Annotated in this window: 18 protein-coding genes; 12 read left to right on the forward strand and 6 right to left on the reverse strand. The window is 65.8% G+C overall.

Going from position 1 to position 22,159, the window contains the following annotated elements; all coding sequences use genetic code 11:
* Window positions 1–4: 4 nt before the first annotated feature.
* Complete coding sequence (xseA, locus tag MVA47_RS13110) at window positions 5–1,249, reverse strand: exodeoxyribonuclease VII large subunit (protein WP_030170996.1); 1,245 nt, start codon at window positions 1,247–1,249, stop codon at window positions 5–7.
* 7 nt (window positions 1,250–1,256) lie between these two features.
* On the reverse strand, window positions 1,257–1,850 hold the full coding sequence (locus MVA47_RS13115; protein ID WP_247208259.1) for a lipid droplet-associated protein: 594 nt from the start codon (window positions 1,848–1,850) through the stop codon (window positions 1,257–1,259).
* A gap of 69 nt (window positions 1,851–1,919) precedes the next feature.
* Here MVA47_RS13115 and MVA47_RS13120 point away from each other — a divergent pair, with 69 nt between their 5' ends.
* Window positions 1,920–2,888, forward strand: a complete 969-nt coding sequence (locus MVA47_RS13120) for a 4-hydroxy-3-methylbut-2-enyl diphosphate reductase (protein WP_247208260.1) — start codon at window positions 1,920–1,922, stop codon at window positions 2,886–2,888.
* A gap of 60 nt (window positions 2,889–2,948) precedes the next feature.
* Window positions 2,949–3,365 (forward strand): TIGR03667 family PPOX class F420-dependent oxidoreductase, encoded by a 417-nt coding sequence (locus tag MVA47_RS13125; protein ID WP_247208261.1) that lies wholly within the window; start codon window positions 2,949–2,951, stop codon window positions 3,363–3,365.
* Window positions 3,366–3,373: 8 nt separating this feature from the next.
* Here the strand turns inward: MVA47_RS13125 and mycP are convergent, their stop codons facing one another.
* Window positions 3,374–4,714: a type VII secretion-associated serine protease mycosin gene (gene mycP / locus MVA47_RS13130; protein WP_247210752.1), complete on the reverse strand. Its 1,341-nt coding sequence runs from the start codon at window positions 4,712–4,714 to the stop codon at window positions 3,374–3,376.
* A gap of 98 nt (window positions 4,715–4,812) precedes the next feature.
* A complete protein-coding gene (gene eccD, locus MVA47_RS13135; protein WP_247208262.1) occupies window positions 4,813–6,297 on the reverse strand; it encodes a type VII secretion integral membrane protein EccD in 1,485 nt (494 codons plus the stop codon).
* Between the two features lie 177 nt (window positions 6,298–6,474).
* Between eccD and eccCa the strand changes: the two genes are divergently transcribed.
* The 9 genes from eccCa (at window position 6,475) to MVA47_RS13180 (ending at window position 17,414) form a co-directional block, all read left to right on the forward strand.
* Complete coding sequence (eccCa, locus tag MVA47_RS13140) at window positions 6,475–10,482, forward strand: type VII secretion protein EccCa (RefSeq protein WP_247208263.1); 4,008 nt, start codon at window positions 6,475–6,477, stop codon at window positions 10,480–10,482.
* 11 nt (window positions 10,483–10,493) lie between these two features.
* Window positions 10,494–11,729 (forward strand): type VII secretion-associated protein, encoded by a 1,236-nt coding sequence (locus MVA47_RS27060; protein WP_247208264.1) that lies wholly within the window; start codon window positions 10,494–10,496, stop codon window positions 11,727–11,729.
* A 194-nt stretch (window positions 11,730–11,923) separates the two neighbouring features.
* A complete protein-coding gene (rplM, locus tag MVA47_RS13150) occupies window positions 11,924–12,367 on the forward strand; it encodes a 50S ribosomal protein L13 (RefSeq protein WP_099381847.1) in 444 nt (147 codons plus the stop codon).
* The gene (rpsI, locus tag MVA47_RS13155; RefSeq protein ID WP_099381848.1) at window positions 12,364–12,912 is read left to right on the forward strand and encodes a 30S ribosomal protein S9; all 549 of its coding nucleotides are present in this window, start codon (window positions 12,364–12,366) and stop codon (window positions 12,910–12,912) included. Before rplM ends, rpsI begins: the two co-directional genes overlap by 4 nt.
* Window positions 12,913–13,009: 97 nt before the next feature.
* Window positions 13,010–14,368: a phosphoglucosamine mutase gene (gene glmM, locus MVA47_RS13160; RefSeq protein WP_247208265.1), complete on the forward strand. Its 1,359-nt coding sequence runs from the start codon at window positions 13,010–13,012 to the stop codon at window positions 14,366–14,368.
* 11 nt (window positions 14,369–14,379) lie between these two features.
* The gene (locus MVA47_RS13165; RefSeq protein WP_247208266.1) at window positions 14,380–15,060 is read left to right on the forward strand and encodes an HAD family hydrolase; all 681 of its coding nucleotides are present in this window, start codon (window positions 14,380–14,382) and stop codon (window positions 15,058–15,060) included.
* A gap of 47 nt (window positions 15,061–15,107) precedes the next feature.
* Window positions 15,108–15,434: a hypothetical protein gene (locus tag MVA47_RS13170; protein ID WP_247208267.1), complete on the forward strand. Its 327-nt coding sequence runs from the start codon at window positions 15,108–15,110 to the stop codon at window positions 15,432–15,434.
* Window positions 15,427–17,031 carry a hypothetical protein gene (locus tag MVA47_RS13175; RefSeq protein ID WP_247208268.1) on the forward strand — a complete coding sequence of 535 codons (1,605 nt, stop codon included), beginning with the start codon at window positions 15,427–15,429 and terminating at the stop codon, window positions 17,029–17,031. The genes MVA47_RS13170 and MVA47_RS13175 overlap by 8 nt, the downstream gene beginning before the upstream one ends.
* Window positions 17,028–17,414: a hypothetical protein gene (locus MVA47_RS13180; RefSeq protein WP_247208269.1), complete on the forward strand. Its 387-nt coding sequence runs from the start codon at window positions 17,028–17,030 to the stop codon at window positions 17,412–17,414. Before MVA47_RS13175 ends, MVA47_RS13180 begins: the two co-directional genes overlap by 4 nt.
* Before the next feature lie 61 nt (window positions 17,415–17,475).
* Here MVA47_RS13180 and MVA47_RS13185 read toward each other — a convergent pair whose 3' ends face one another.
* Complete coding sequence (locus MVA47_RS13185) at window positions 17,476–18,327, reverse strand: dienelactone hydrolase family protein (RefSeq protein ID WP_247208270.1); 852 nt, start codon at window positions 18,325–18,327, stop codon at window positions 17,476–17,478.
* A 122-nt stretch (window positions 18,328–18,449) separates the two neighbouring features.
* Here MVA47_RS13185 and MVA47_RS13190 point away from each other — a divergent pair, with 122 nt between their 5' ends.
* On the forward strand, window positions 18,450–19,862 hold the full coding sequence (locus MVA47_RS13190; RefSeq protein WP_030171035.1) for an alanine--tRNA ligase-related protein: 1,413 nt from the start codon (window positions 18,450–18,452) through the stop codon (window positions 19,860–19,862).
* A gap of 73 nt (window positions 19,863–19,935) precedes the next feature.
* Here MVA47_RS13190 and MVA47_RS13195 read toward each other — a convergent pair whose 3' ends face one another.
* Window positions 19,936–22,065: a bifunctional lysylphosphatidylglycerol flippase/synthetase MprF gene (locus MVA47_RS13195; RefSeq protein ID WP_247208271.1), complete on the reverse strand. Its 2,130-nt coding sequence runs from the start codon at window positions 22,063–22,065 to the stop codon at window positions 19,936–19,938.
* Window positions 22,066–22,159: the final 94 nt, after the last annotated feature.

A 22,159-nucleotide genomic window follows, 5' to 3' on the forward strand; every position in this document is an offset into this window, starting at 1 on the left:
TCCTCTACTTCTCCACGCCCATCACCGCTGCACGGGTGGCGCCGTCGGCGACCCGGACACGGAGCTGGGTGCCGATCGGCATGTCCAGCACCGAGCTGACCACGTGCGGGTGGTCATCCGGTGTGTTCGTACTCGCCGAGCCGGGCACCCGCTGAACGACGGCGTATCCACGCGCCAATGTCTGGGCTGGACCCAAGGTAGCCAATCGCGCCGACAGATGTTCCACGCGCTGGTCCTCGTGGGCGACGAGCCGCGCCACGTCACGGCGGATGTCCGAGGCCGCGCGATCAAGCCATGCGCTGCGCTCATCGATCATGCGGAACGGGTGCGCGAGAACTGGTCGTCCACGCATCGCATCGAGGCCGCGGACCTGTGTGGTGACCCAATTGCGCAGTGCTCCTGCACTTCTGGACCGCAGGTCACGGATCATCGCGAGCTCCGAGGCGACGTCTGGCACCACTCGCTTGGCCGCATCGGTGGGCGTTGCCGCCCGAAGATCGGCCACGAGGTCGAGCAAGGGCGAGTCGGGTTCGTGCCCGATCGCACTCACCACCGCGGTGGTCACCTTGGCCACCGCGCGGCACAGGGCTTCGTCGGAGAACGGCAGCAGGTCCTCGACACTGCCGCCACCCCGGGCCAGGATGATCACGTCGACGTCCGGATCGGCGTCCAGCTCGGCAAGATGCCGCAGAATGCGGGGGACAGCGGTCGGTCCCTGAACCGGCGCGTCGCGGATCTCGAAACGCACTGCGGGCCAACGACTCTGCGCAACCGAGACAATGTCGCGCTGCGCTGCGCTGGCGCGGCCGGTGATCAGTCCGATGGTTCCGGGCAGGAACGGAAGTGGTCGTTTGCGAGCCGAATCGAACAGGCCCTCAGCGGCGAGCAGTTGTCGTAGCCGCTCGATGCGGGCCAGCAGCTCGCCTATCCCCACCGGCCGGATCTCGGTGACGCGGAGCGAGACGGTGCCCCTCCCGGTGTAGAAGACCGGGCGGCCGAGCATCACCACGCGGGCGCCCTCGGTGAGTGGAACCTGGGCGCGGGTGAGCAGATCGGGGTTGCACGTCACCTGGATCGAGATGTCGGCAGCGGGATCACGAAGGGTCAGGAAGGCGGTACGCGTGCCGGGCCGCCGATTGATCTGAGTGAGTTGGCCCTCCACCCAGACCTGCCCCAGTCTGTGGAGCCAGTCCGCGATCTTGGTGTTGATGGTGCGAACCGGCCATGCCGTGTCGGGCGTATTGCTCACCCGGGTACTACTTGCTCGCGGCGGTCACACGATTGTCGAGCATCGTCAGGAATGGGGCCCGCGAGCGATGGGACCTCTCATACGTCGCAAGGTCCTGCAGTTCGCTCAAGCCGACCGTCTTCAACTTCGCGCGGAGCTGCGCCAGGGTGAGGTCGTCGTAGTCGAGCAGTTCGACGATTTCCGGGACGTCGTCGGACGGTGTCGTCGAGACCGGTTGCACATCGTCGGTGTCGATGTCGGGCGCCGAGCTGTACAAGGCGAACCGTCCGGCTCCGGCCGCCGGTGCGGCACTCTCGCCGGAGTCATCGGAGTCGTCGGAGGGAACCAAGGTGGGCGCGGACGGAGGTGCCAGATCGTCGTCTTCGTCAAAGGTCGCCCACTCCGGCTCTTCTTCGTTGTGTCCCAGCAACGCGTCGAAAACATCGTCTCCCTTGATCGCCATCTCGGCGATCTGCTGCTGGAAACGCATCAGAGTCTGGAGAGTCTGACTCACTGCCGTCATCGGAAGTGTGATCGCGGTGGTAGGCAATTTTCGAGTCTCTTCCAGCACCGTTACAACAACCCCGGCGGCGACCCTTGCGGCATAAGGTGGTCGGATCATCCCATTACTGTGCCTCATGCCACCGGTGGTGACCACCAGGAGGGTCTTATTGCCCGTACCCTGAACACCATGAGTTCGGCCGAAATCAGCCCTGGAGGCAAGACAGTCCTGCTCGCCGAGCCGCGCGGTTACTGCGCCGGTGTCGACCGAGCCGTCGAAGCGGTGGAAAAAGCGCTCGAGAAGCACGGTGCGCCGGTGTATGTGCGTAAGGAGATCGTGCACAACCGCCACGTCGTCGAGACGCTCGCAGACCGCGGCGCGGTTTTCGTGGACGAGACCGACGAGGTGCCCGAGGGTGCACTCGTGGTGTTCTCTGCGCACGGTGTGTCACCGGCGGTCCACGAGTCCGCCGCGCAGCGCAACCTGCGCACCATCGATGCGACATGCCCGCTGGTCACCAAGGTGCACCAGGAGGCCAAGCGTTTCGCGCGCGACGACTACGACATCCTGCTCATCGGCCATGAAGGCCATGAGGAGGTCGAGGGAACCGCCGGAGAGGCGCCCCAGCACGTCCAGTTGGTCGATGGACCCGACAGCGTCGACGCGGTGACGGTGCGTGACGAATCGAAGATCGTCTGGTTGTCGCAGACCACATTGTCCGTCGACGAGACGATGCAGACGGTGTCACGGTTGCGGGAGAAGTTCCCCCTGCTCAACGACCCGCCGAGCGACGACATCTGTTACGCCACGCAGAACCGTCAGGTGGCGGTGAAGGCGATGGCGCCCAAATGCGATCTGGTCATCGTGGTGGGTTCGAGGAACTCGTCGAACTCGGTGCGGCTGGTAGAGGTGGCCCTCCAGGCAGGGGCACGCACGTCCTACCTGGTCGATTACGCACGTGACGTGGATCTGACCTGGCTCGAGGGGGTCGAAACCGTCGGTGTGACGTCAGGTGCATCGGTGCCGGAGGTGCTGGTGCGGGGTGTTCTCGATCTGCTCGGTGAGCACGGATACAACAACATCGAAAAGGTCACCACCGCCGAAGAGACGCTGACGTTCGCGTTGCCGCGTGAGCTGCGGCCGGCGCGCGCGAAGTAGCGGCGTTCTTCTCCTGCCCGAACGGGAAGAAAACGAACACTCGGCGATGTTGTGACGTGCATGACATCTTCGACGGTGCAGCTGACGCAGCGACAGACCGACCGGCTCGCCTCCGAACAGGTGATCTGGTTGACCACTGTCAACTCCTCGGGCGCACCTGTACCGACGCCCGTCTGGTTTCTGTGGTCGGACGGTGAGTTCCTGGTTTTCAGTGCTCCGAAGACACCCAAGCTCGCAAACATCTCACGCTCGAGCGCGGTGGCGTTCAACTTCAACAGCACCGAGCACGGCGGGGACGTCGCCGTGTTCCGGGGCACCGCCCGGTTGGACCCGGAAGGGCCGACACCCGAGGAATGGGAGCAGTACGTCGCCAAATACGGTGGTGGCTTCGCTTCGCTCGAGACCTCACCGGAGGAGTTCCGCGATCAGTATTCAACGCTGATCCGAGTGGTGCCGGAGCATGTGCGGGGCTGGTGAGCCCGAGCTCAGTATTCTTCCGGTTCCAGCCGCCGTAGCCGTCGCGCAGGCAGGGACACCGCCCATCCTGCGACCAGTATCACCGCGCAGACACCGCCGCCGACGATGGCAACCGTACGTGCGGAGTGGTCGGGCTCCGGTGGTCGCACCGGAGGCGGAATCGCTTGCGACGCAGTCCAATCAGACTTCTCGGCGGGTAGTTCGTACGTCAGGGCGGCAACCGGGTCGACAACTCCGTGGCCCACGGTGTTGTCTCGTCCGGTGCCCGGTGAATGCGCCGTCCTGGTGATGCGCTCGATCACCTCTGCTGCACTGAGTTCGGGGAACCTGGATCTGACCAACGCCGCCACACCCGCGACGTAGGGCGCTGCGAAACTGGTGCCCTCGACTCGTACGGGGCCTTTCTCGGTGGACTGGGCATCAACGATCCGTCTGGATCCGCGGGCGCTGTCGAGGCTGACGATCGCGGTTCCGGGAGCGGCGACGCCCACCCATGGTCCCGCCAGACTGAATGGCGCCGGAGCCCCGCCGACCGAGTCGACCGCGGCAACGCTCAGCACATAGGGCGTGTACCACGCTGGGCTGGCGACCGTGGTGACCGTGTCCCAGCCGGCGAGGTCGGGGTCCGCCGGGTCCGGCGGCGGATTCTGCTGCGCACACTGGGTATTGCTGACGAGGTTGCCCGCCGCCGCGACCACCACGACATCGCGGTCGAACGCGTACTTGACGGCGGCTCCCAGCTGCGCGTCGTGGAGGTCACCACCGGCGGGGCCGCAGGCCACCTCGGAGATGTTGATGACGTCGGCGCCGAGGTTGACCGCACGCACAACGGCATGTGCGAGGGTCTGCACCGTGCCGAATCCTGTTCCGACGGTTGTCTTGTCGCGGGTCTCCGAACGTCGGTCCTTGGCGACGAACGCGACGCTGGACTGCCGGATCGCAATGATCGAGGATTCGGGGGCAACGCCGCTGAAGGCGTCATCGGGGGACGGGACCGCAGCGATGATCCCCGCCACCAACGTGCCGTGGCCGTCGCAGTCCTCGGTTCCGTCGGTGCGGGCGACGTAGTCGCCACCGGCGGTCAGTCGCGGCAGCCGTGGATGCCGGGTGACGCCGGTATCGATCACCGCGATCTTCTGTCCGGCTCCTCGGCTGAACCGCCAGGCGTCGGGTAGTCGCATCATCGTCTGCGCCGCCGACGGGACCTGCGGATCGGTGCCGGGCGACAGCACCGGTTCCGCGCACAAGGTGTCCTGCTCAGTCGGTTCGGGCGGACCCACGGGTGCGTCGCGGATGAGGGCACGAGGATCGATCGAGGGCGGCGTGATGCCATGCGCCGGGACCGGCATGCTCGCCAGCACCACCAGGAACCCGACGGCCGACAGTGCTGCGATGCGAACGCGCTTGGACGTGGGGCGAGGATGACAACGGGTCGATGCCAGCGCACTCACAGGTCGCGGACCGCTGCATAGAGATTCATGATCCAGAACATCAAAGGGACGATGGTCGCGATCAAGAGGTACTCGATGATCTCCACGGTTCGCCGCACCACGGGCGAGAAGCTGGACCTCGGGGCAACCACGCCGCAGAGCAGCGCGGCCACGCTCACCGCCGCTGCCGCGCCGGCGGCCGCGACGACATGATCGCCCGGTCCCAGGGCCACTTCGCCTACCACGGCGGCGAAGCCGATAGCACCTGCGGCGATGAGGACGGCTGCCTGGGCGAGGTCGGCGTGTGATCTGCCACGTAGGCACAGGACCGTGGTGATGATGAGTGCGAAAACCGTGCAGCGCCAACTGAAATCGTCTACGGGGTAGGCGACCAGCGCGATGCCCGCGACCGCTGCGACGGCAGTGCCGGCGATGATGCCGGTGAGGTAACGACCGGCGGTGTGTGCGCGGAGTTCCAGTGCGGCTGCCGACGGCAACGCCATCGCCCCGATCGCGCCGATGCCCTCGATGGCCGGGCGAGGCGCTGAATCGGCCGGGTCGATGGCGGCCCCGGCTGTGGGAACCGGCGGCAGTGGCAATCGGGCGAGGGCGATCGTGAGGCGGGGCGCCATCGAGATGGCCATTACCGCCCCAGCGCAGAGCGCCGCCCCGACCCGCACGGTGCCTGGCGACCACAGCAACTGGGCCGTTGCGGCGGCGGTGGCGAAGGTGGTTGCCGTGACAATCGCGGAATGGATCAGCGGCCCGGCTGTGGAGATCCGGTAGGACAGCACCGCGACGACGGCGGCGACGCAGCCACCCAGGGTGAGGTGGGCGGCGCCGAAGTCACCGGGAGGCAACATCATTCCCGTCGCGAATGCGAGAGGAAACGAGCACAGCGAACACATCGCCGCTGTCGAGCGGTCGAGGTAGAAGCGACCCACGACAGCTCCGGCGACCACGAACGCCAGCGCCAGCAACCCGGTGACGATCGCAGGCCACAGGTCGCCGTACGCATTCCGTTGCTGGAGGAGGGTGAGAGCGGTGAGGGTGGACGCGCCCACGGCCACCGCGTAGCCCATCGCCTGTGCCGCGCCCGCCGACCACCCGCTGGACTGGGCTCCACCCAGGCGCGCCACCGCATCGATGACGTCGTCGAACAGAACTGCGGTCTCGCGCGCCGGAACGGACCGGAGGATCAGCAGGTCGCCGTCGCGCACGCCTGCCTCGGCGAGACTGCGTCCGGGCGCGATGGGGTCGTGGCCGACCCGGGAGAGCGTCCAGTGGTCGCGAACAGGTCCGGGACGTGCCTCCGAATCGTCGGTCTCCGGTGCCCGGGAGGTGATGAGCGACACCAGATCCGGGATCAAGGCCGCAACGGGAACCGCGGCGGGCAACCCGACGTCGAATTGGGTTGTGCCCCCGATGACGGAAACACGTGCAAGCGCCGGTTGGATGCCGGCAGCAGCATCCAGCTCGGCCAAAAGATCGGCAGCGGTCATGAATTTCCCCCAAGGTCCCCACCAGTACCGAAGACCATAGCGAATGAGACCGACAACCGTTGCCGTCGGATGACGTTTTTGCACCCTTGCGGGTGCCGCCGACGGAGTGATGGTGAATGATGGGCGGCCGGGGGAAGTTTCTGTTCCAGGGGTGGGGTAACAATCCATGATGTTCAGGTGACGGCAGGCACGACCGAAGGGTTTGTGCGGCGGGCACGCGTGCCTGCTCCACGCGCGCCCGGCGGCGAGGTCAATATTCAAGTGCCACCGGATGTTCCGCGTGTGGTTCCGGGCAGTCTGCTGATGAAGATGATGCCTGTGGTGATGGTGGTCGCCGTGGTGGGCATGATCTCGATGATGGTCGTGACCGGCGGCCGGAACATGCTGTCCAACCCGCTGTTCATGATGTTCCCGATGATGATGCTGATGTCGATGTTCGGCATGTACGCGGGTTCGGGCAACCGTGGTGGCAAGCGCGCCGCGGAGCTGAACGAAGAGCGCAAGGACTACTTCCGGTATCTGTGTCAGGTACGCGACGAGGTCCACGACACCGGAGCTGCTCAGCGTGAGGCACTGGAATGGAGTCATCCCGAACCGGCGGCTCTGCTGGGTGTCGTCGGCGGCCGGCGGATGTGGGAACGCCGGCGCGCCGACAGCGATTTCGGCCATGTTCGGGTGGGCGTGGGATCGCAGCGTCTGGCGACGCGTCTGATGCCGCCGGAGACGGGCCCACTCGAAGACATCGAGCCGGTTTCGGCGGTGGCGCTACGGCGTTTTGTGCGAACGCATTCAGTTGTGCACGGCCTCCCGACGGCGGTGTCACTGCGGGGTTTCCCGGCGATCAACATCGAAGGTGCCCGGCAGGAGACCCGGCAACTCGCGCGGTCGATGGTCCTCGAACTGTGCGCGTTCCACGGCCCCGATCAGCTGATGGTCGCGGTGGTGACTGCCGACCCTGGCGCCGAATCGTGGGATTGGTGCAAGTGGCTGCCCCATGTGCAGCACCCATATGAGTGCGACGGTATGGGCTCGGCGCGGATGATCTACCGGTCGCTGACCGAGCTGGAGGACGATCTGGCGGTCGACCTCCTCGAACGGGGCCGGTTCTCTCGTTCGGCCCCACCGAGCGCCGGCCGGATCCAGCTGGTGATCGTGATCGACGACGGGTTCGTCTCGGGAGACGAACGGGTGGTCGGTGACGCGGGCATGGAGGCGGTCTCGATCCTCGATCTGTCGGCACCCCCGGACGGACTCGCGGTCCGCCGGGGCCTACAGCTGGCGGTTCGGGACGGGAAGATCGGCGCGCGAAGCGCTTTCGGAGTCGAAGAGTTCGCGGACATGGATTCGCTGACGGTGGCCGAAGCGGAAGCCTTCGCCCGATCGATGGCCCGCTACCGCCTGGCGACCGCAGCCCAGATGGTGAATCTGGAACAGGAGGTCGCTCCGTCCGACCCCGGTCTGATGAGTCTGCTCGGAGTCGCCGATGCCACCCGCCTCGACCCGCATCTGACATGGGCACCCCGCAGCGCGCGGTCGCGGCTGCGGGTCCCGATCGGGTACTCCACCAGCGGTACGCCCGTGGAGATCGACATCAAGGAGGCAGCCGAGGGCGGGATGGGTCCACACGGGCTCTGCATCGGGGCGACGGGGTCCGGTAAATCGGAGTTCCTGCGTACTCTGGTGCTCTCGCTCGTCAGCTCCCATTCGCCTGAGGCACTCAATCTCGTCCTGGTCGACTTCAAGGGTGGGGCAACGTTTCTGGGCCTCGACTCGTGCCCGCATGTGGCAGCCGTCATCACCAACCTCGAAGAAGAGCTGTCGATGGTCGACCGGATGCGTGACGCGTTGTCGGGGGAGATGAACCGGCGTCAGGAGGTGCTTCGCGCGGAGGGGAACTTCGCAAACGTGGGGGAGTACGAACGTGCGCGCGCCGCGGGTGCGCCGTTGGAACCGCTCCCGGCGTTGTTCATCGTCGTCGACGAGTTCTCCGAACTGCTCGCGCAGAAGCCGGATTTCGCCGACCTGTTCGTCGCCATCGGACGACTGGGCCGGTCGCTGCACATCCATCTGCTCCTTGCCTCGCAAAGGCTCGAGGAGGGCAAGATGCGAGGCCTGGACAGTCATCTGTCCTACCGCGTCGGACTGAAAACCTTTTCCGCCAACGAGTCCCGATCGGTACTCGGTGTACCCGATGCCTACCACCTGCCCAATGTGCCGGGATCGGGCTACCTCAAATGTGATTCGGCGGAACCGATTCGATTCAACACGTGTTACGTGTCGGGTCCGTACTCGCCGCCGGTCGCGGCGGGCGCCGAGCACGACGCGTCGTCGGGCGGCCCGGTGGGCCTGAAGATGTTCACCGCCGGCCCTGTGCCACTCGACCCCATCGTGCCCCCGGTTGCGGCCGAGGTGGCCGGCCCCGACCCTGCCGGTGATCCAGAACGGCCCGCACCGAACTCCAGAACGCTGCTCGAGATCGTGGTGGACCGCATCGCCGGGCAGGGACGTCCGGCGCATGAGGTGTGGCTGCCGCCGTTGGGTCAACCGCCCACCATCGACATGCTGGCCCCGCACTGGCGAACCCCGCAGATCGGTCGGCTGGTGTTCCCGATCGGCATCGTGGACCGCCCGTACGACCAGCGGCGCGACGTTCTCACCGTCGATGTCGCCGGATCGCGCGGCAACGTGGCGATCGTCGGCGGACCGCAATCGGGTAAGTCGAATGCGGTGCGTGCGTTGATCGTTGCGGCGGCTGCCACCCACAGTCCGGCGCAGGTCCAGTTCTATTGCCTCGACTTCGGCGGCGGCAGTCTGGCCGGGATCGCAGGCCTGCCGCATGTCGGATCGGTTGCGAGCCGCTCGGACATGGATGCCGTGCGGCGGACGGTGGCCGAGGTCGCAACGGTGATACGGCAGCGGGAACTGCGCTTCGCCGAACTCGGCATCGAGTCGATGCGCGACTACCGCCAACGCCGCCTTGCCGGTGACGCATCGGTGCAGGCGGATGTGTTCGGTGACCTGTTCCTGGTCGTCGACGGCTATTCGGTGATCCGGGGCGAGTTCGATTTCCTCGATGAGCAGATCAACACCATTGTGGCGCAGGGCCTCTCGTATGGAGTCCACGTGGTGCTCACCGCTGCGCGCTGGGCCGAGATCAGGCCGGCCGTCAAAGACCTCATCGGCAGCCGCCTCGAACTCAGACTCGGTGACCCACTCGACTCGGAGATGGGCCGCAAGGTCGCCGGACTCGTGCCCGAGGGCAAGCCTGGGCGTGGTCTGACCGCCGAGCACCTGCACATGCTGATCGCTCTGCCGCGTACGGATTCCGACACCTCGCTCGATTCACTGAGTGCGGCCGTGGCGCAGACGGTGCAGCAGCTGGTGGCCGTGTATCCCGGTCAGCAGGCCATGCCGGTCCGCAAACTCGCCGCTCATCTGGAACGGTCCGAAGTGGTGGCACGTGTGCACGACGCCGGGATCGACCTGACGGCCGGTGAAGTCGCGATCGGTGTCGGTGAAGCCGAGTTGGCCCCGGTCATCCTGGACTTCCGCGTTCAACCACACTTCCTGGTCTTCGCCGACGTGGAGCATGGCAAGACCACGCTGCTACGCAACATCGTCGCGGGTCTGGTGGAGAACAGCACGTCCACGCAGACGAAGATCGTCCTGGTCGACTATCGGCGAACCATGCTCGGTGTGATCGACACCGATCACCTCGCCGGGTATGCGAGTTCGGCCCAGACCCTCACCCCGATGGTGAACGAGTTGGTGGCGTTCTTCACCGCCCGGATCCCCGGGGAGAACGTCACCCAGCAGCAACTCCGTGACCGCAACTGGTGGTCGGGGCCGGACGTGTACATCATCGTCGACGACTACGACATGGTCGCCACCGGAAGCGGAAACCCGTTGAGCCCGTTGCTCGACCTGCTGGCACAGGCCCGCGACATCGGCCTGCACCTCATCGTCGCGCGCCGTTCTGGCGGGGCCGGACGAGCTCTGTTCGATCCGATCATCGGGCGTCTCAAGGACCTGTCCACCGATGGGCTGCTGATGAGCGGTGACCGCGACGAGGGGTACCTGCTGGGCCGGGTGCGGTTGCAGCGCCTGGTACCGGGTCGGGGAGAACTCGTGTCCAGATCGCGACCGCAGGAAATGATCCAGGTCGCCCACATGCCGCCGTTGTGATGACACCCGACGTGAGAGACAAAGATCCCGAGGCGTCGCCGACGGTCCGACCGATACGGATGGTGGTCGCCGACATCGCCTATGACGACGTGGTGGTTGCCGGGCGTGAACCCTGCTCCGTCGAAGCCCTTGTCCGCGGCATCAACGGGTCGTCGGTGGCCGTCGACGGGGTGAGGATTTCTACCGCGGGGGCGTGGTCGCAGGTGTTCGCCCGAGCTCTCGAAGGCTTCGGGGCCGTGGAGCTGGCGCACCCGACGACATGGGGTGCCCGACGCACCGAGATCTTGCGGCAGGCGGCGCAACCCCACGTTGGCCACCTGGTGCTGACACCGCGTGCTGCGGTCATCGCCGAATCGCATCTGGGACCTTCCACGCAGCGGGCACTGGTGATCGAGGTCCACTCCCGGATCGACATCCATGAGATGGATCGGTCCGCCGGCAGCTGGAACGTTGTCGGGACCTCGGTGGCTACTGCCGAGACGGTCGCTCTTCGACTGGGTGACGTCGTCGACAACCGTGTGGAGGCAATCCTCGTCGACGGCACCGACCCCGCGGCCGTTGCGGAGATTGTGCGGTGTTGTGAAGTCCACACAGTGGTCGGTCGGGTCGCGGCAGTGCAGCGATCACTGATCCATCGCTTCGGTGGCGCCGCATTGCCGGTGGACGAGGGCATTCGCGAACCGCCGACCGTTGGCCGGACTCCGATGCGCCGGCGCGTCGTCGGGGCCATCGCAGCGACCGCTGCAGTGGTGATCGCAGTGGTGGTGGTCGCGTTGATGGTCGACAACGGACGCGAGGGTGTGGCGCCGCCTGCGGACCGCGAGGCCCAGCTCGGCCGCGTAGCCGTGACAGTCCCGGCCGAGTGGCGCGAGAGCTCGGAGCCGGCAGCCGAGGGTGTTGTGTCCCGCACCACCTTCGCCGCACCCGGCGATGACCGCCGGATCATCGTCTTGCAGAACACGGTGCGCAACACGTCGACCTTGGCCTCGGTGGCGGGCAGCCTCCGCAATCGCATCGGGCAGCGCGGCGACGACGTCGTCCAGGAGTTCTCGGCCAGCACGCGTTACGCAGGCCGGGAGGTGATCAGCTACCGCGAGGTGCCCGTCTCCGGAGGGCCGATCAGGTGGTACCTGCTGGTGTCGGCGGGGTTGCAGGTGAGTGTGGGATGTCAGGGCGGATCCGCAGGTGAGACGATCGACGAGCAGTGCCGGGTCGCGGTGGGTGCGGTGCGGATAGGAACGCCATGACGTTCGAGTCCGTGGCACGGCCCGTGCCGGTCGGCGGCGTTTTGACCTGTCGACGGCCCGGCCGGTACTGTTGATCGTTGGTGCGCGACCGCCTGTAGCCAGGTGTAGTCGAGGCCCGGGTCCCCACTGGTCGCCGGGAACTACCTCTGCCGCGTTCCTGACCAGCTCCAGATCACCAGACATGAGGACTATCTGTGCCTACTTACACCCCGAAGGCCGGTGACATCACCCGTACGTGGCATGTCATCGACGCCACCGACGTGGTGCTCGGCCGCCTCGCTGTGCAGAGCGCGACGCTCCTGCGCGGCAAGCACAAGCCGACCTACGCACCCCACATGGACGGTGGCGACTTCGTCGTCATCATCAACGCCGAGAAGGTTGCCGTCAGCGGAAACAAGCTCGACGACAAGCTCCTCTACCGCCACTCCGGCCACCCGGGCGGCCTGAAGTCCCGCACTGTCGGTGAGACACTGGCAACCCATCCGGAACGCCTCGTCGAGAAGGCGATCGTCGGGATGCTCCCGAAGACCAAGCTCGGGCGGGCCATGGCCTCCAAGCTGAAGGTCTACGCAGGCCCCAACCATCCCCACACGGCGCAGCAGCCCGTGCCCTTCGAGATCACCCAGGTTGCCCAGTGACGGCGCCGGAGGAGCAGAACGTGTCCGATGTGAACGAAGCCGAAGCAGTGGCTCCCGAAGTGGTCGACGCCGAGGTCGGCGCTGACGACTACACCGTGGACGACGCCACCGCAGACGTTGCCGACGAGCCGGCCGTCACCCGCGCGCCGATCGATCTCGATCGCCCGATCCAGACCGTGGGCCGTCGTAAGGAAGCCGTCGTCCGCGTCCGGATGTCACCGGGCACCGGTGCCTTCAAACTGAACGGTCGCACCCTGGAGGAGTACTTCCCCAACAAGGTGCACCAGCAGCTCATCAAGGCGCCGTTCGTCACCGTCGAGCGCAACGACTCGTTCGACATCTTCGCCAGCCTGCACGGTGGCGGACCGTCCGGACAGGCAGGCGCCCTGCGTCTGGCCATCGCGCGTGCCCTCATCGAGGTCACTCCCGAGGACCGCGGCGCACTGAAGAAGGCCGGCTTCCTCACCCGTGACCCGCGTGCGGTGGAGCGCAAGAAGTACGGCCTCAAGAAGGCCCGTAAGGCTTCGCAGTACAGCAAGCGCTGATTCTTTCAGCCCGCAAGAAACACCAAGTCGAACTTGGCACAGGCAGGCGTTCAGTTTCACTGGACGCCTGCCTGTGTATTTAGAGCGAAGGATGTCGATGGGGCACCTGTTCGGTACCGATGGCGTACGTGGTCTGGCAAATGCCGACCTGACACCCGAGTTGGCGCTGTCGCTGTCGCAGGCAGCGGCACGTGTACTGCCTCAGGATCGGTCCGGGTCCGGCCGCCCCACAGCGCCGGCCTCTGGCCGTCCCATAGCAATCGTGGGCCGGGATACGCGGGCGTCGGGGGAGATGCTCGAAGCCGCGGTCTGTGCCGGTCTGACCGCGGCGGGTGTCGACGCGCTGCGAGTCGGCGTCGTTCCCACCCCGGCTGTTGCGTACCTGACGGACTTCTACGACGCCGCCTTCGGCGTGATGATCTCGGCCTCGCATAATCCCATGCCCGACAACGGGATCAAGTTCTTCGCGGCTGGTGGGCACAAACTCGCCGACGCCGCCGAGGACGCGATCGAGTCCGCGCTGGAGACCGTGTTCGACCGGCCGACCGGTGCAGATGTCGGCCGCGTTCGGGATGCGCACGACGGACTCGACGCGTACCTGACCCATCTGTCCGCAGCTGTGGACGTCAACGTGAAGTCGGTGACCGTGGTGGTCGATTGTGCCCATGGCGCCGCCTATGCGGCTGCGCCACGTGCCTATCGCGCTGCCGGTGCCACCGTGATCGCGATCAGCGCGGACCCCGATGGCGAGAACATCAACAAGGATTGCGGCTCAACACATCTCGACCGGGTTCAAGCAGCAGTTCTGGAATACGGAGCCGACCTCGGACTCGCTCACGACGGCGACGCGGACCGCTGCCTCGCCGTCGATGCCGCGGGACAGGTCGTCGACGGCGACGCCATCATGGCCGTTTTGGCCAGTGCCATGAAAGATGCCGGCCGCCTCAAGGACAACACGCTCGTCGCCACGGTGATGAGCAACCTCGGGTTGCATCTGGCGATGACCGATGCCGGGATCACCGTGCGTACCACCGCTGTCGGTGACCGTTACGTCCTCGAGGAGCTCCGTGCCGGCGGATTCTCGCTCGGTGGTGAACAGTCGGGACACGTGGTGATCCCTTCGCACGGCACCACGGGGGACGGCATCCTGACCGGGCTTGCGTTGATGGGCCGGATGGCCGAGACCGGTAGGTCGCTGGCCGATCTGGCATCCATCATGAGTGCGTTGCCGCAAGTTCTTCTCAACGTGCGGGTTGCCGACAAAAACGTTGTGGCCGAAGCAGCTTCGGTCAAGCAGGCAGTGGCCGACGGTGAGGCCGAACTCGGCGCCACCGGACGAGTGCTCCTCCGGCCCTCCGGCACCGAGCAACTCGTGCGTGTCATGGTGGAGGCAGCCACCACAGAGCAGGCGCAATCGGTGGCCACCAAGATCGCGGCCGCTGTCGAGTCTGCCTGACATCGGCACCCGTGAACGCCGTCCTGTTCGACTTCTCGGGCACCCTTTTCCGGTTCACCGAACGGTCCGAGTGGTTCACGCGCCTACGCCGGGAATCCGGGGAAGAGTTCGAAGGAGAGGCGCAGTCCGAGATCATCCGACGGATGACCGCTCCGGTCGGGATGCCGCCGGGTCTGCCCACCGAAGACGAATTCGCTTGGCAACGAAGAGATCTGGACCCACTACTGCACCGTAGGGCTTATCTGTCGGTTCTGAGGGCATCCGGACTCACGTTGCCAGGTCATGCGGAACTGTTGTACGAGCGGGTGGTCGATCCGTTGTCGTGGGAACCGTATCCGGACACCGGAGACTGTTTGCGGCGACTCCGGGAACGAGGAATCAAGGTGGGAGTCGTCAGCAACATCGCGTTCGATGTCCGCGCGGCGTTCGACATACATGACATGGCCGGACTCGTCGACGACTTCACCCTGTCCTATGAGGTCGGTGTCACCAAACCCGATCCGCGAATCTTCACTCTCGCTGCGGGTCACCTGGGTGTTGACCCCGTCGATGTGTTGATGGTGGGTGACAGCGAAGAGGCTGACGGTGGGGCACGGGCAGTGGGATACCGGTTCGCGCTGGTTGAACCCACGCCTGTCGAACAGCGGCCACACGCGCTCCTCGACGCGGTGTCCGGCTTGCTCGCGCAATAGAACGGAACCTCTCCATGCCCCGCAGCGTCTGACTTCGGGGAGGCATCATGAGCGAGCAGACGTGGATGGACACATCCGCAGTACAAGGGGTCGGCGAGGTATTCCGGAGTGGTGCCCGGGCGGTCGAGGTCGCTGCGGGTGCTGTCGCCGACTGCTCGTTCGGCTCACATGCGGGAACGCGGTACGCGGCCCACGGCGAGCACTACGCGGCTGGACTGCTTGCGGTGGTGTCATCGGTGGACCGCTTCGTCGAGTCGTCGCGGAGCATCGCCGGGGGACTCTTCGATGCAGCCGCAACGCTGACAGGCGAGGACGTGGTGAATGCGGCGACGTTCGGCGCCGCGACCACCCGGGATGGCGGCCTCCATGGGTGAGACGCCGGGTCTCGCACAACAACTGGCGGACCAACGATCGGCGGCGGAGAACAGCGTCCGCTTCTTCGACAACGTCGGCCCCCTGGCGCGGCGGCTGGGGATGGAAAACGTTCCCTCCGGTGACGTGTGCCGGAACCGCCTGCTCGAGACCGAGGACCTGGACACCGACAGGCTGCGAGCCGACGGTCGCACCGTGTTGGGACTTCAGGCCGTCGCGGCGGCCGAACTGCAGAACCAGACCGGCCAGGACGCCGTACTGGGAACCTGTTGGCCTACGGGGTCCGGCATTGTCGCCCGCACTCGCCTTCAGGACGCGCACATCCCGCGCGCAACGGTTGATGTGGCGGCGTTGGCAGACATCGGCTCTGGGATGTTGGTGGCTGCCGATGCCATCGAGGCGGCACGGTTGGCCAAGTTCTGGTGCGTCGCCGCCATCACACCCGACACTCTGCTCGGGACCCCGATCAGTTCATGGCTGACACTGATCACCACCCCGGGTTCGCCGGCCGCCGAACTGACAGCCGCGATCGACAGCACGGTCGGGTTGTTCAACGCCGCCGTTGCCTTGAGCGACGACGCCATCGATGCGGTTCTCACCGGGCTGTGTACGGCGATGGCCAAGGTGGACGTCTCGGACTACGCAGGCGGCGACTGTGGGAGGGAACAGCTGGTGTCCTCGGACGAGACACTGGTGCGATGCGCCGCTCACAACTCTGAACCGATCGCCTCCGAGCGCGATTGCCACGCTGCGGTAGACGTTTCTGGACCAGGCGACGGGGTTCGCGAATCCTCGGGCATCACAACGCTGTCCGCTCCGGCACCGGACTCCGGGCCGGCGATCTCGACCTCGGTGTGCGAACCGGGGGCGCAGCCCGTGAAGACCACTCAGCCCGCGACGACCACGCACCCCGTGATGACGACGCAGCCGGTGATGACGGCACAGTCGGGGGTGGCGAGCCCGTTGACGCCCATGGTGGGTGGTGCCGATCTCTCAGCAGTGCTCGGATCCGTCGCTGTGGCAGTCGGTTCGGCTGTGGCAGGCTCGATCACAGGTGTGATCGAGATGGTGGCGAACGCAAGCGGCGCAGTGATGCTGCCTCCGGCGAGCCCGGACGGCGCCGAGCATGCCGCAGATGCGGGCGGTGTGACAGATGAACCGCCGGCACCGACCCCGTTGGGGGACAAGAGGTTTGATTTGAACGGGTCATCTGGCTCGGGCGCGCCCGACTGTCCGGCCCCTCTGGTCTCCTTGGGGCCACCGGATGCCGTCGCGACGGACGAGCAAGCGTGCGAGACCACCACCGCGGACGGCCAGAGCGAGATCGGTGACGACCTGACTTTCGAGGAGCAACCGCCGGTACCGGCGACTCCCGGTGACCCCGAACCGCCGGACGCGCCCGAGACGGATCGAGACCCTCTCGAGCAATGTCCGACTCCCGGTTCGCCGGGGATCCAAGCTCCGAGAAGCAACGATGATGTCGATACCCCCGGCACTCCTGGCAATCTCGATGCGACACCGGTGACACCGCAGGCATCTGAGCGCGACGCGGTGGCACCGCCCGACGACGGACTCCTGGCTTTGGCCGGTGAGCAATGAGCCTGTCCGACCTGTTCGACAACATCGCCGCCAGAGTCGGTACGCACAGTGCCGAGGCCGTGGCCGGCTACCGCAAAAGCCAGCAAACACTCGGTGAGAAGGTCCGGACGAGTGCCGAGAACGCAACGCACGGTCGCGGTGTCACACGGGCATCGGTGGCTGCGGGCGGCGCAATCCTGCTCCCTGCGAACGACATCGACCTCAGTCCCCACACCCCGTACCCAGCCCCGGGTGAGTCAGCGGACAACCCGACGATCGGGGCGAAGGCAACTCCGGGCACCGATGCGAAGGACTCCTCGACGCCGCTCCCTGGTCAGTCCGGCGTAGAGGACTGTCAGGACAGCGGGTTCTCGTACACATCCGGTTGGCTGTCCGACCGCTGAACGCCGGAGCTCGTTGTGGCGTAAGCCCGAGAGTAATAGCGCTAGACCTCGAGCGACCGCGCTAGCCCTTGAGCAACTTGGTGAGCGGATCGACGATCTCCTCCATGCCAGGCGCGAGTGCATCGGGGTCGATCGTCATCAGCTTGCCGAGCTCGGCTGCCGGGTCACTGAATGCGGCGTACGTGACGTCGCCCGTCAGTTGGTGCAACAGGAATCCGGTGAGTACCGCGCGCGTCTGCTTCTGCGTCTTCTTGTCGTTGCCCCCGGCACCCAGCCTGCCCCGAACACTGAAACCTTCGGCCAGTCCACGGTTGTCGGCTTTGGGGACCAGGCGCAACACCGACTGTCCGGCCAGGGCACGACGCAGCGCAAGCGCATTGGACGTCATCGATTCGAGTTCGCCGGGCGCGGCAAGGATCAGCGCGGACTGCCGGACGTCCGCGGCAGCGGGGAGCACGGCAGAACTGGTCGGCGCCGGGTAGAGGGCGGCGAGTGCCTTGGCCTTGCTGCTCCGTGACGCGGCCAACGTCGCGGCCGATGCGCCGAAGCCGTGCCCGGCGACCGCCAGACGCTGTTTGTGCACGGTGATGTCGCCGGCACCGAGGCGGACCTCGGTGATGATCGACAGGGTGGTCTCGAGATCTGCGGCCAGTCCCTGATCAGAACCGAGCATGCCCTTCTCGGTGGTGGGCGCCGCGGCGACGATGCCCCACGAGGCCAGGTGCGCGAGGGTCTTGTTGTACTGCTTGGCGCCCGTGAGCCAGCCATGACCGAACGCCACCCCGGGCAGGTCCTTCCCGCCGGCGGGCGCATAGACGGTGCCCGGCAATCCGACAATCGCCATATCGCCGCGCAAGACCTTGTGCGGTCCCGTCTTGGACAGCTGCGAGAGAAGCTTCTTGGGGTTGGCCACGAACTGACTCTAAGCGATCGTGTTGCCTGCCGACATCACCCGTTGCCCGTATCGGAGACAATTTTCAGGCCAACGCGCCGATTCGGCGCGCACACCGGCCGTGATCTTGGGACAGTTACCGGATGGATGCCAATGAAATCCGCAGCGCCTACCTCTCGCTGATGCAGGAGCGCGGCCACGCCCTCATCAACAGGGCCCCGCTGGTGCCGAAGGACGACCCCACCACACTCTTCACCGGCAGCGGGATGCAGCCGTTGCTGAGATACCTGTTGGGCGCCGAACATCCGGACGGCAACCGGCTCGCCGACTCGCAGACCTGCCTTCGGTCGCAGGACATCGAGGAAGTCGGCGACAACCGGCACACCACCTTTTTCGAGATGCTCGGCAACTGGAGCCTGGGCGACTACTTCAAGTCCGAGCAGATCCCGCTGTTCTGGCATTTCCTGACCGAGATCGTCGGACTTGATCCGAACAGAATCTACGTGACGGTGTTCTCGGGGGACCCCGAACACGGCATCCCCCGCGACGACGAGAGCGCGGACATCTGGACCGAGTTGTTCACCAAGGCCGGTGTCTCGTCGGACAGAGTGGTGCTGCTGACCGAAGAACAGGGCAACGAGCAAGGAAACCAGGGCGCGCGGATCGCCTATTACAGCGACAAGAACTGGTGGTCGCGGTCCGGTGGTCCGGACACGATGCCCGTCGGCGACCCCGGCGGACCGGACAGCGAGGTCTTCTACTACTTCCCACAGGTGGAGCACGACACGGCTTTCGGCAAGTATCCGCATCAGAACTCCGATGGCGGTCAGTACATGGAGATCGGCAATTCGGTGTTCATGCAGTACTGCAAGACCGACGACGGGTTTGCGCTGCTTCCCAAGCAGAACGTCGACTACGGCGGCGGTCTCGAGCGGATCGCCGCGGCATCCATCGACAGTCCCGATGTGTACCGCATCAGCCTCCTCTGGCCGATCGTCCAGAAGATCGAGGAGCTCTCGGGTGTGAGCTACGACGACAACACGGTTGCGATGCGAGTGATCGCCGACCACATCCGCGGTGCGGTGTTCCTTGCGGTGGACGGTGTGGTGCCGTCCAACAAGGAACAGGGTTATGTGATGCGACGGCTCGTCCGGCGGGCGATCCGTTTCGCCCATCAACTCGGTGTTCAACAGAACCTGCTGACGGAGTTGGTCCCAGTTGTCGCAGGTCTGTACGCCGAGGCCTACCCGGAGGTGGCCGATCGGCGCGACGTGGTGATCGCCGTGCTCGAGAAGGAGGAACGGGCCTTCCGGCGCACCCTCGGCAAGGGCTTGCGAGAGTTGAAGCGACTGGGCAAGACCGGTGACACCGTCAACGGTGACGACCTCTTCAAGCTCTACGACACATTCGGATTCCCGGTGGAGCTGTCCACCGAAGAGGCCGTCAACCGAGAGCTTCCGCTGACCGAGAACTGGCGAGCAGAGTTCGATGCTGCCATCGAGGTGCAGCGGCAGCGGTCGCAGGCCTCGACCAAACTAGGTGCCGGGACCGCCTGACCCAATAGAACTATTGGTCAGCCCCGTCGGTGTGTATCCACCGACGGGGCTGGCCTCTGTTCGACTGATGCCGTTACTCCCTTGTGGTGGCCAGCTTCAACATCTGGCCAGGGGTGGCATTGGGCAGGTACGCCCTGGTGAGCGCCAGTCCGATCCGTGGCAGATCGCCTTCATCGCGGAAGCACATGTACACCGGCTCGTATCGCGGCTGAAACTTCATCTTGAAAGCGTGCAATGAGCGGAAACCGTAGAACGGTTCCATTGCTGCTCCCAGCATGTCCAGCAGGCGATCCATGGCTTCCACCTCGCCGGTCTCGTCGGCGGCACGGGCGAGCGGAGCGCCCGAGAGTGAGAGGATCTGCGCGCCTTCGGCTTTGAAAGCCAACGCAGAGCTCGCGATGAGGAATTCGATGACCGGGCGGAAACCGTCGTCGCGTCGGCGCATCACGTCGAGCGTCCAGCCCTTCACCTGATCATCTCCACCGAACACCGGCAGCCATGACAAGACTCCGTGCACCGAACCCGTCTCGTCGATGGCAAGCGCCACACGGACTTCCGGGTCGAGGGCCTCCTCGACGCTGCCGAGGGTGAAACCCATTTCCGGCAGGCCCTTGTCGCCGACCCATTCCTCGGAGATCGCCCGCACCTGGGCGAGTACGGCGAACGGCTCGTCCTTCAGTGTTGTCAGTTTGAAGTTGATGCCTTCCTTCTTCGCCCTGTTGATCGCCGATCGGATGTCCTGCCACGGTTTGCCTTTGAAGGCCAGTGTGGGCAGGTCGATGATGGTGTCCTCGGCGATCTGCAAAGTGCGCCAGCCCATCTCGCGGGCGATCTCGGCGGTTGCCTCACTGACCGAGAACCAGCAGGGGATGCGCGCGCTGCTCTCGGCCATGTCGGTGAACTCGCGGATCGTCTCGGCCAGTTTCTCCGGAGCGCAGACGGGGTCCGCAAGGGCGATGACGGTGCCGGCCGGTCGCTGGTAGCCGATGACGCCTTCGCCGTCCTTGGTGAACGCGTACTGGTTGTTCTCCCAGGTGATCATCCAGCTCATGGTGCTGCCCCCATATTTCTTGAGGAGGCTGCGTACCTGTTCGGCCGGATTGGATCCGCCCATGCCGGCCATGGCTTTCCGGCTACGAAGCGGGACGTTGAACGCATACCGCCCGGCGAACAGCAACGATAGTTCGACGATCCACAACAGACCGGTACCGACCGTGACCGCGCCCTGACCCTTGAAGTCGGAGGTGATCACCGCGACCAACACGAAAACGAGCAGGACGACGTACAACAGCCCGTAGATCACGGTGATCCACCATGCCCAGCGCCGTCCGCGCCGCAACTGGTCGGCGATCAGCAGCACGATCAGAACACTGACGATCGATCCCCAGCTGAGGCTGTCGTCGGAATCGGTGGGACCGAAGGGCCCGTCGCCGGGAAACACGGCGACGGCGATGTTGACGATCCCGATGAGGACCAGGCCGAGGAAGCTGATCATCCGGATCTCTTGCCGCGTTCGCGGCATCACACCGGATTCACCTCGACTGAAGAATTTTTCGCCGACCACGAGCATCACCACCGCAGCGATGAGGTGGGTGACGTCGTGCAGCGAGCCCTCGAACAGAAAAGAAACGGCAACGTAGGCAAGGAGAATCGCCCGCACCCGCAGTCGCCACGGCGAGCGGAGTCTGGCACTTGCCGCCGCCACGGCAGCCACGATGGCGGTGGAATGGCCCACGTCCTGGACGTCGGCGAGATGGTCGACCCATTCCCAGCTGGTCGGCCGGAACACAGCGATGAACGCGACGGCACCGAGCTCGCCGATCAGTTGCCCCGCAATGGTGACAACGGCGACCCTGACCGTGCCCAGCAACCACTCGCACCATCCGACCACAACGGCGAAGATGACGATGAGGGCGATGTAGTGAGCAGGTGTCAGCCCGAAGAGGGTGCCCGACAACGGAGTCCACCACTTACCGTCGGTGAGCGGGGGATAGCCATAGGCGACATCACCGAACCAGGACCGGTTCTCCACCGTCTCCCACAACGCTCCGGTGACGATGCCGAGAACAATTGTCACCGCGACCACGGTCGAGGTGAAGGGGACCTTGCGGATGGTCCAGGCCACCGGACCGAGCACCTTGTCGGCCCGCGACGGTGTCGGCTCGGCCGGGGGTGCCTCGGCAGTGGTGTCGGTCGTGCTCATCGGCGCCTTTCGAGTTGTGGAGCCGGTCGCGCCGGCCGAACGGACGGGCCCGTGCCCGCCGCTGGTGGTCGAGATGTGTGCAGAGTCGCTCTCG

This window comes from Williamsia sp. DF01-3, assembly GCF_023051145.1.
Taxonomy (GTDB): Bacteria; Actinomycetota; Actinomycetes; order Mycobacteriales; family Mycobacteriaceae; genus Williamsia.

Excerpts from the sequence above, each read along its gene's own strand:
- MVA47_RS13115 (WP_247208259.1), bottom strand. The coding sequence starts at position 1,850 with ATGATCCGACCACCTTATGCCGCAAGGGTCGCCGCCGGGGTTGTTGTA.
- MVA47_RS13120 (WP_247208260.1), top strand. The coding sequence starts at position 1,920 with ATGAGTTCGGCCGAAATCAGCCCTGGAGGCAAGACAGTCCTGCTCGCC.
- MVA47_RS13125 (WP_247208261.1), top strand. The coding sequence starts at position 2,949 with ATGACATCTTCGACGGTGCAGCTGACGCAGCGACAGACCGACCGGCTC.
- mycP (WP_247210752.1), bottom strand. The coding sequence starts at position 4,714 with ATGCCGGTCCCGGCGCATGGCATCACGCCGCCCTCGATCGATCCTCGT.
- eccD (WP_247208262.1), bottom strand. The coding sequence starts at position 6,297 with ATGACCGCTGCCGATCTTTTGGCCGAGCTGGATGCTGCTGCCGGCATC.
- glmM (WP_247208265.1), top strand. The coding sequence starts at position 13,010 with ATGGGGCACCTGTTCGGTACCGATGGCGTACGTGGTCTGGCAAATGCC.
- MVA47_RS13170 (WP_247208267.1), top strand. The coding sequence starts at position 15,108 with ATGAGCGAGCAGACGTGGATGGACACATCCGCAGTACAAGGGGTCGGC.
- MVA47_RS13175 (WP_247208268.1), top strand. The coding sequence starts at position 15,427 with ATGGGTGAGACGCCGGGTCTCGCACAACAACTGGCGGACCAACGATCG.
- MVA47_RS13180 (WP_247208269.1), top strand. The coding sequence starts at position 17,028 with ATGAGCCTGTCCGACCTGTTCGACAACATCGCCGCCAGAGTCGGTACG.
- MVA47_RS13190 (WP_030171035.1), top strand. The coding sequence starts at position 18,450 with ATGGATGCCAATGAAATCCGCAGCGCCTACCTCTCGCTGATGCAGGAG.
- MVA47_RS13195 (WP_247208271.1), bottom strand. The coding sequence starts at position 22,065 with ATGAGCACGACCGACACCACTGCCGAGGCACCCCCGGCCGAGCCGACA.